4 protein-coding genes are annotated in these 8,526 nt (G+C 57.8%); 2 read left to right on the forward strand and 2 right to left on the reverse strand.

Annotated elements, in window-relative coordinates; all coding sequences use genetic code 11:
• Positions 1-29: 29 nt before the first annotated feature.
• Positions 30-1,760 (reverse strand): proline--tRNA ligase, encoded by a 1,731-nt coding sequence (locus ACY692_RS09245; RefSeq protein ID WP_462325070.1) that lies wholly within the window; start codon positions 1,758-1,760, stop codon positions 30-32.
• Positions 1,761-2,149: 389 nt separating this feature from the next.
• Positions 2,150-3,238 (reverse strand): flavodoxin-dependent (E)-4-hydroxy-3-methylbut-2-enyl-diphosphate synthase, encoded by a 1,089-nt coding sequence (ispG, locus tag ACY692_RS09250; RefSeq protein WP_462325071.1) that lies wholly within the window; start codon positions 3,236-3,238, stop codon positions 2,150-2,152.
• A 314-nt stretch (positions 3,239-3,552) separates the two neighbouring features.
• Here ispG and ychF point away from each other — a divergent pair, with 314 nt between their 5' ends.
• Both ychF and ACY692_RS09260 read left to right on the forward strand, forming a co-directional pair.
• Positions 3,553-4,653, forward strand: a complete 1,101-nt coding sequence (gene ychF / locus ACY692_RS09255; RefSeq protein ID WP_462325072.1) for a redox-regulated ATPase YchF — start codon at positions 3,553-3,555, stop codon at positions 4,651-4,653.
• 154 nt (positions 4,654-4,807) lie between these two features.
• Positions 4,808-8,362, forward strand: a complete 3,555-nt coding sequence (locus ACY692_RS09260; RefSeq protein ID WP_462325073.1) for an FAD-binding and (Fe-S)-binding domain-containing protein — start codon at positions 4,808-4,810, stop codon at positions 8,360-8,362.
• Positions 8,363-8,526: the final 164 nt, after the last annotated feature.

The following is an 8,526-nucleotide window of genomic DNA, read 5'->3' on the forward strand; positions in this document are numbered from 1 at the left end:
CAGTGTCATCGATGGGTTAGCACAGATACTTACAGCCCCCAAGACGCATACACGTCCTTGCGCCAAGAGTTAAACGCTCCGGCAAATCCATCCAGGGAGAGTTCGATCTTTTCCCCGGTCTTGCGGTTCTTGGCCTCGATGACCCCGTTTTTGAGCCCCTTCTTGCCCAGAACGATCTGCATGGGTGCGCCCATGAGATCAGCGTCCTTGAACTTCACCCCCGGACGCTCCTTGCGATCGTCCAGCAGAACCTCGATCCCCATGCCTTCCAGAATATCGTGCAGTTCAACGGCTTTTTCCTTGAGTTCATCGTCCTTGGCCCCGGTCAGGGCGAGCAAGGAGACTTCAAAAGGAGCGATGGACGGTGGGAACATCATCCCGTTGTCGTCATGGTTCTGCTCGATGGCCGCGGCAACCACCCGGCTGACGCCGATGCCGTAGCAGCCCATGATCATGGTTTTTTCCTTGCCGTTCTCGTCTAAAAAACATGCGTTCATGGCTTCGCTGTACTTAGTGCCCAGTTTGAACACGTGTCCGGCCTCGATGCCCCGGGGCATGGTTATGGGGGCTCCGCATCTGGGACAGACGTCCTGATCGGTGATCTGGCGCAGATCGGCGTAACCTGTCAGCTTGACGTCCCGAGAGATGTCCACGTGCATGACGTGGGTATCCGCCTTGTTCGCCCCGGCAACCCAGTCCGTAGCCGCCTGGATCTCGAAGTCCGCGTAAATCTTCCCCACGTTCAGGCCGACAGGTCCGGCAAATCCGACAGGCGCGCCGGTCCATGCCCCGACCTGTTCGGGCGTGGCCATCTCGCAAACGTCACCGCCGACCAGGGCCTTTAATTTGCAATCGTTGACCTCGTGATCACCGCGCACGAGCACGGCAACGGATTCCCCGTCAACATCAAAAAGCAGGGTTTTCAAAATCCGCTGCGGCTCGACGCCAAGAAATTCAGCCACCTCTTCCACGGTATGCTTGCCCGGAGTGGCCTTCTCGACGATCTCCTCACCGCAGGCGGAACAAACGCCCCCGGCAGCGCAGGTGACTTCGGCCTTTTCCAGATTGGCCGCATAGTCACAGCCCGAACATACGGCAATGGTGTCTTCCCCGGTCTCGGCCAGAACCATGAACTCATGGGAATAGCTCCCTCCGATGGCCCCGGTATCCGCCTCCACCGGCCTAAATTCCAATCCGATGCGCGAAAAGATGGCCACATAGGCATCGTACATTTTTTTATAACTTTCGTTGGCCCCGTCTTCGTCCACGTCAAAGGAGTATCCGTCCTTCATGACGAATTCCCGGCCACGCATGAGCCCGAACCGGGGCCGGATCTCGTCCCTAAACTTGGTCTGGACCTGATAGAGGTTGAGGGGCAGCTGCTTGTAGGACCGGACCTCGCCGCGGATCAGATCCGTGACCACTTCCTCGTGCGTGGGGCCCAGGCAATAATCACGACCATGCCGGTCCTTGATACGCAGAAGTTCCTTGCCGTAGAAATCCCACCGTCCGGATTCCTGCCAGAGGTCGGCAGGCTGCACCATGGGCATGCGGATTTCCAATGCCCCGGCCTTGTCCATCTCTTCGCGAACAATCCTGCCCACCTTGTTCAACGCCCGAAGCCCCAAAGGCAGATAGGTGTACATCCCCGAGGTCAGTTTGCGGATCATGCCGGCCCGCAAGAGCAATTTGTGGCTGATAACCTCGGCCTCGGCCGGATCTTCCTTGAGTGTGGGAACATAATATTTGCTGAAATGCATGGGTGGTCTCCTTTATATAAATTTTTTTGAATGTAAAAGAGTTACGAAATTTAATAGATTACAAACAGTGTGCACCTGTTCTTCCAAGTTTTTTGATGACGGAATTGCGGAAGCCCCCGTATTCCACGGACCCTTTTTCCGCGCGTTCCAGCATGCCCAGAGAGGTCTCGAGGGGTTTGACGCTTCGTTCCAGGTGGTCACATCGGATGGTCATGATTGGTCGCGTTGTTTTGATTGCAACGAGTTGGATCTATGCCACAATTTTTGTTTGTTCGCGCCCCACGGGGATCGGTCAAACGGGCAATTTGTGGATTGCCCCTACAGGTCCGACATGGTGGTAGTGTATTGGATATAAAAATCCGTGGTCCCGGGAACGCCGGGACAATACATCACGCGCTCGGTGATTGCGTTCTCTCGTCCAAAAATTTCTCCAATTCCTGCAGAAATCCAGGAATCAGGTTGGCCTCGCCTTTGACCTTGCGGACAACCTCGCCCTTGCGGAAGATGATGCCGCAATCGCGGCCGCCGGCTATGCCGATGTCGGCTTCCTTGGCCTCGCCGGGGCCGTTGACCACGCAGCCCATGACGGCCACGGTGAAGACTTCTGTGACATGGGCAAGGCGCTTTTCCACGGCGGTTGCCAGACCGATGAGGTCCACCTCGGTTCTGCCGCAGGTGGGGCAGGAGACGATCTCCGGACCACGCTGCCTGAGTCCCAGGGAACGCAATATTTCCCAGGCCACGAGCATTTCGTCCACCGGATCCCCGGTCAGGGAGACGCGCAGGGTGTCGCCGATGCCCTGGGCCAGGAGAATGCCCAGACCGACCCCGGATTTCACGGCACCACGCAGAGGGGTTCCCGCCTCGGTCACGCCGATGTGCAGTGGATAATCCACCTTCTCGCTCATGAGCCGGTAGGCATCGATGGTCGAAAGAACCGATGAGGACTTGAGAGAGATCTTGGTCTGATAAAATCCACGATCCTCGAGGAGGCGGACATGGTTCATGGCCGATTCCACCATGGCCCCGGGCGTGGGCCCGCCGAACCGTTCCAGAAGGTCTTTTTCCACGGACCCGCTGTTGACCCCGATCCTGATGGGCACAGCATTGGCCTTGGCCGCGTCCACGACCAGATCCACATGGTCCTTTCCCCCGATGTTCCCGGGATTGATACGCAAACCGTCCACGCCGGCCTCCATGGACAGGATGGCCAGGCGATGGTCGAAATGGATGTCCGCGACAAGGGGAACATCGGTCTGCTCCTTGATGGTACGCAGACACGAGGCCGCCTCTGCATCGAGCACGGCCAACCGAACGATTTCGCATCCGGCCCGGGCCAGGGCATGGACCTGGTCCAATGTGGCCTGAACATCCCGGGTGTCCGTGTTGGTCATGCTCTGGACACGGACGGGATTGTCCCCGCCGATACCTACGTTACCCACGGAAAGGGTTCGGGTCGGTTTTCTGGAGATATGCATGGTGACGTCCTTTACGCCTGATTGTTGATCCAGGGCCGGAAAAACCCTGTGTGACCCAACTCTGCTAATGGATTTACCCCCTCCTGTACAGACCGCCACTCCGGGGCTGATCCGGAAAACCCAAGATTTTTTCTTGACGGCCACTCTGGTTCTGCTCCAAAAGAATACGTTTCAGCCACCGCATACACGCACACCCGTTCCGAACTTCCCCATCCCTTCCTTTTCACCTGTTCGGTCAGGACCTCGGGTTCCATCATTGTCACCAAAAATAATGATGTCGGTCACGGGTCGTCCCCTATAAGGAGCATCCATCCATGTCATTGAGCATCGGCATCGTCGGCCTTCCCAACGTGGGCAAGTCGACCATATTCAACGCATTGACCAGGGCCCAGAACGCGGAAAGCGCCAACTACCCCTTTTGCACCATCGAACCGAACAAGGCCGTGGTCCCGGTTCCCGACGAACGTCTTCAGGCTCTGGCCACATTGGTCAACCCGGAAAAGATCGTCCACGCCACCGTCGATTTCATCGACATCGCCGGTCTGGTGGCCGGGGCGAGCAAGGGAGAGGGGCTGGGAAACAAATTTCTGGCCAACATCAAAGAAACCCAGGCCATCCTCCACGTTGTCCGCTGTTTTGAAAACGACGACATCGTCCATGTGGACGGTTCCATCGACCCCATCCGGGACATCGAGATCATTGAAACCGAACTGATCATGTCCGACCTGCAGACCGTGGAAAACCGCATCTCCCGGCTGGAAAAACAGGTCAAGGGAGACAAGAAACTCGCCCCGATCCTGGCCATGTGCAAAAAACTCGAGGAGCACCTCACAACCGGCAAACCGGCCTCGGGATTCCCGGACAAAAACGAGGAAGCCATCAGTGACCATTTCAGGGAACTGGGCCTCATCTCGGCCAAGCCCATCATCTACGGCATGAATGTGGACGAGGACGGAATCATGGAAGACAACGACCATGTGACCCGTGTCCGCGAACTGGCCGACCAGCGCGGCTGCGCCTGCATCAAGGTCTCGGCCAAGATGGAAGAGGAACTCGCCGGTCTGGACGAGGAAGAACGCACGGAGTTCCTGGACTCCTACGGGGTGACCGAAAGCGGCCTGGAGCAGGTCATCCACACCGGCTACGCCACTCTGGGCCTGATCAGCTATTTCACGGCCGGCCCTAAGGAAGCCAAGGCCTGGACCATCCGCAAAGGCTGGAAAGCCCCCCAGGCGGCAGGCGTCATCCACACGGATTTCGAACGAGGTTTCATCCGGGCCGAAATCATCACCTACAACGATTACGTTGCCAACGGCTCCGAAGCCGCCTGCCGGTCAAAAGGCGTTCTCCGTGTCGAAGGAAAAGAATACATCGTCAAAGATGGGGATGTCGTTCATTTTCTCTTCAATGTGTAACCCCCAAACCCGTATCCCGTAGGGGCAGGCCCCCGTGCCTGCCCCTACAGCCGAATTTCGAATGTAAAATGCAGAACGCAGAATCCCCGATTTCGAATCCCGAATCCCCAACCGCCTAAAACCTAAAACATAAAACCTAAAACCAAAAAAAACCATGCCCCAACGCGGACCCCACATCTCTCTGGCCCCGGAACGACTGGTCAAACGTGTCCTCGGCATCCCTCTTGAAGAATTCCAGACCTGGCCGGAATATTTGCAGGAACTGGCCCTGTCCCTTGCCGAGGAATTGTTCATGATCCGGTACAATCCCTTTATCCCGGCGGAAAACGTCCATGCCAGCGTCATGGATCGGCTCAAGCGGGAAAAAGGTGCCCTCTCTCCCGAGTATTTCCATGACCTGTCCTCATGCCTGGAAGGCTATTGGGACCGGTTCGATCAGGACCGCAGATTCACGGCCAAGCTGCTCAAGCGGATGGGTTCCATCCTGCCCAAGGATCAGATTTCCACTTCCCCGCACACCCTGGTGGAATGTTCCACCGACGCCACGGACCTACGCATGGAGCTCCCAGCCATGGTCGTGTTCCCCGAAACCACGGAGCAGATCCAAAAAATCGTCCGCATGGCCAACGAGCTCGGGTTCGCCATCGTGCCCCGGGGCGGAGGTTCCGGGTTGACCGGGGGTGCCGTGCCCGCCAAATGGCGCACCGTGGTTCTGAGCATGACCCGGTTCAACAAGATCCTTTCCGTGGACAAGGAAACACGACGCATCTGCGTCCAGGCCGGGGTTCTGACCCTGAACGCGGGCCAGGAAGCGGCCAGACACGGCATGCTCTTTACCGTGGACCCGGCGTCCAAGGCGGCCTCTTCCCTGGGGGGCAATGTCTCGGAAAACGCCGGTGGCCCCTTTGCCTTTGAGTACGGCACGACCATCGACAACGTGGCAAGCTACACCATGGTCGTCCCATCGGGTGAACGGGTAGAGGTCCGTCGCAAGAACCATCCCGGACACAAAATTTTTCCCCATGAAACCGCAATATTTGAAATTCTGGACGAGCACGGGGACATCAAGGAGACCATCACCCTGCGCGGGGACAAGATCCGGGCAGCCGGGCTGGGCAAGGACGTGACCAACAAATACCTGGGCGGTCTTCCCGGCATCCAGAAAGAAGGGGTCGACGGAATCATCACCGAGGCGTGTTTCACCCTGCATCCCCAGCAGGACCATTTTCGGGTTTTGTGCCTGGAATTCTTCGGGTCCTCCATGCGCAACGCCTCCCTGGTCATCCAGAGCGTTGTGGGCCTTCGCGACACCATCAGAAAGGAAGGGGACAAGGTCAAAATCTCGGCCATGGAGGAGTTCGGCACCAAATACGTCCAGGCCATCGACTACCGGAAGAAATCGTCCAAGTTCGAGGGCGCCCCCATCTCGGTTCTGATCATCCAGCTGGATTCCGACGACAAAGAGGCGTTGGACAAGGCCATGAAGGAGATTGTGAACATCACCGATCCCTTTGCCAACGTGGACATCTTTGTCGCCGAAGACGAAAAGGAAGCCGAACGGTTCTGGCACGACCGGCACCAGTTAAGCGCCATCTCCAAGCGGACCAGCGGATTCAAGATCAACGAAGACGTGGTCCTACCTCTGGAAGTCATCCCCGAATTTTCCGACTACATCGAAGCCATCAACCTCCACTACCTGGCCCGGGCCTACCGCAAGGCATTGCAGCAGGTAACCGGTCTGGACGGGGTCGAGGTGGACGACGGATTCATCCAGATGGAGCTCGGGGTGACCACGGACATCCTCAAGGAGAAGACAACCACCGCAGATATCTCCGAACAGGAGCTGGAACTCCAGGTCTTCTATTTTTTCCAACACCTAAAGAACAAGTACGTCCAGATCCAGGATAGGCTGGACAAGATCTTCGAGGACATGACCGGAACCCGGATCATCGTGGCCAACCACATGCACGCGGGGGACGGCAACTGTCACGTCAACCTGCCGGTCAACTCCAATGACCCTGAAATGCTCCACCTGGCCGAAGAAGCCGTGGTCAAGGTGACCCGCAAGGTTCTGGAACTCGGCGGCGTGGTCTCCGGCGAACACGGCATCGGGATCACCAAGATTCCCTTTCTTCAGGAAGAAAAAATCGCCGCCCTCAAGGGGTACAAACGCAAGGTCGACCCGAACAATGTCTTCAATCCCGGCAAACTGACCCAGCGCGAGCTGGTGGTCCTGCCCTACACCTTTTCCTTCAACCGGCTGATCAAGGACATCAACAAGACGGCCATTCCGGGCAAGGACCGGCTGATCAATCTGCTGGCCAATATCCAGACCTGCACCCGGTGCGGCAAGTGCAAGCAGGTCTGCCCCATGTTCCAGCCCGACAAAGGACTCCTCTTCCACCCCAGGAACAAGAACATCGCCCTGGGTGCCCTTATCGAGGCCATCTACTATTCCCAGCTGCACACGGGCGAGCCGGACAAAAAACTCCTTGATCAGCTCAGGCAGATCATGGACCATTGCACGGCCTGCGGCAAATGCACGGCGGTCTGCCCGGTCAAGATCCACACCAGCGACGTGACCCTGCACATGCGGGCCTATCTGGACGAAAAGGGGGCGGGCGGCCACCCCGTAAAGGCGCAAGTCCTCAAGTTTTTGAGCAAGAATCCCCAGAAGGTGCTTCCCGTGGCAGCCCGGGCGGCCAGCGTGGGACAATCCATCCAGAACAAGGTGGTCGAACGGATCCCGGAAACCTGGAAGCACCGTATGTCCAGCCCCATGTTCACGGGCAAGGGACCGGAACTGGATTTCACCAATCTCACCAGGAAGATGGGGCTCAAAAAAGGCACTGTCTTCCTGCCGGAGACACCTTTCCAGGACCCCTGCGAGACCGTATTCTATTTCCCAGGATGCGGAGCGGGCCTTTTCTACCCGTCCATTGCCCTGGCCGGAACCTACCTCCTTCTCAAAACGGGCGTGGGTGTGGCCCTGCCGCCGGTGCACCTTTGCTGCGGCTATCCCCTGCTGGCGGCCGGGCACAAGGAAGAGTACCAGCAGATGGGCCGAGAGAACCGGGAGATCATCCAAAGGGCCATGACCCGCCTGGGTGACATGGGCCATAGATGCACCTCTTTTCTGACCTCCTGCGGCACCTGCCGGGAAGGAACCGCCGGGTACCGGCTGCGTCCCGGGGAGGGCAAAGAGACCGACCATCTGGACGTGGTCCAGTTTATCATGGAGCGGTTGCAATCCCCCCCCACGGACCAGGAGGAGTGCGGGCTCGTCTACCATGCGGCCTGCCATCCCGAATGGACGGGCATGGACCCGGCCAAGGCCGGTTCCATCTATGCCAGGGCATTGGAAACCCAATCCGGATGCTCGGTACGCATGAGCCCGGGGTGCTGCGGCGAGTCCGGCATGGGCGCCATGACCTCGCCCGCCATCTACAACAAGATCCGCTCCAAAAAACAGCAGCAGCTGAACAAGGACCTCAAGGGATATCCCGAAAACGGCCCGGTCATCGTGGGCTGCCCGTCGTGTAAAATCGGCATCAAGCGGTCTCTCATCCAGATGAACCGGGAGAACGAGGTGCTGCATACACTGGAATATCTGGCAGAACGCCACGGGGGGAAAGATTGGAAAAAGGAATTTCTCAAGACCCTGAACAAGGCCAAGGTTGCGGGCGGGGCCCGGGTGGTAGCGGGGTAATGCATGAGGATCAATCCATCCGCCCCGATAGATACCACATCCACCCCCGTGTTCAATTTTTGTAGGGGCGGATTCCATATCCGCCCTTATGGATTCCATATCCGCCATGGATTCCATATCCGCCATGGATTCCATATCCGCCATGGATTCCATACCCGCCATGG

This window comes from Desulfoplanes sp. (assembly GCF_054921335.1).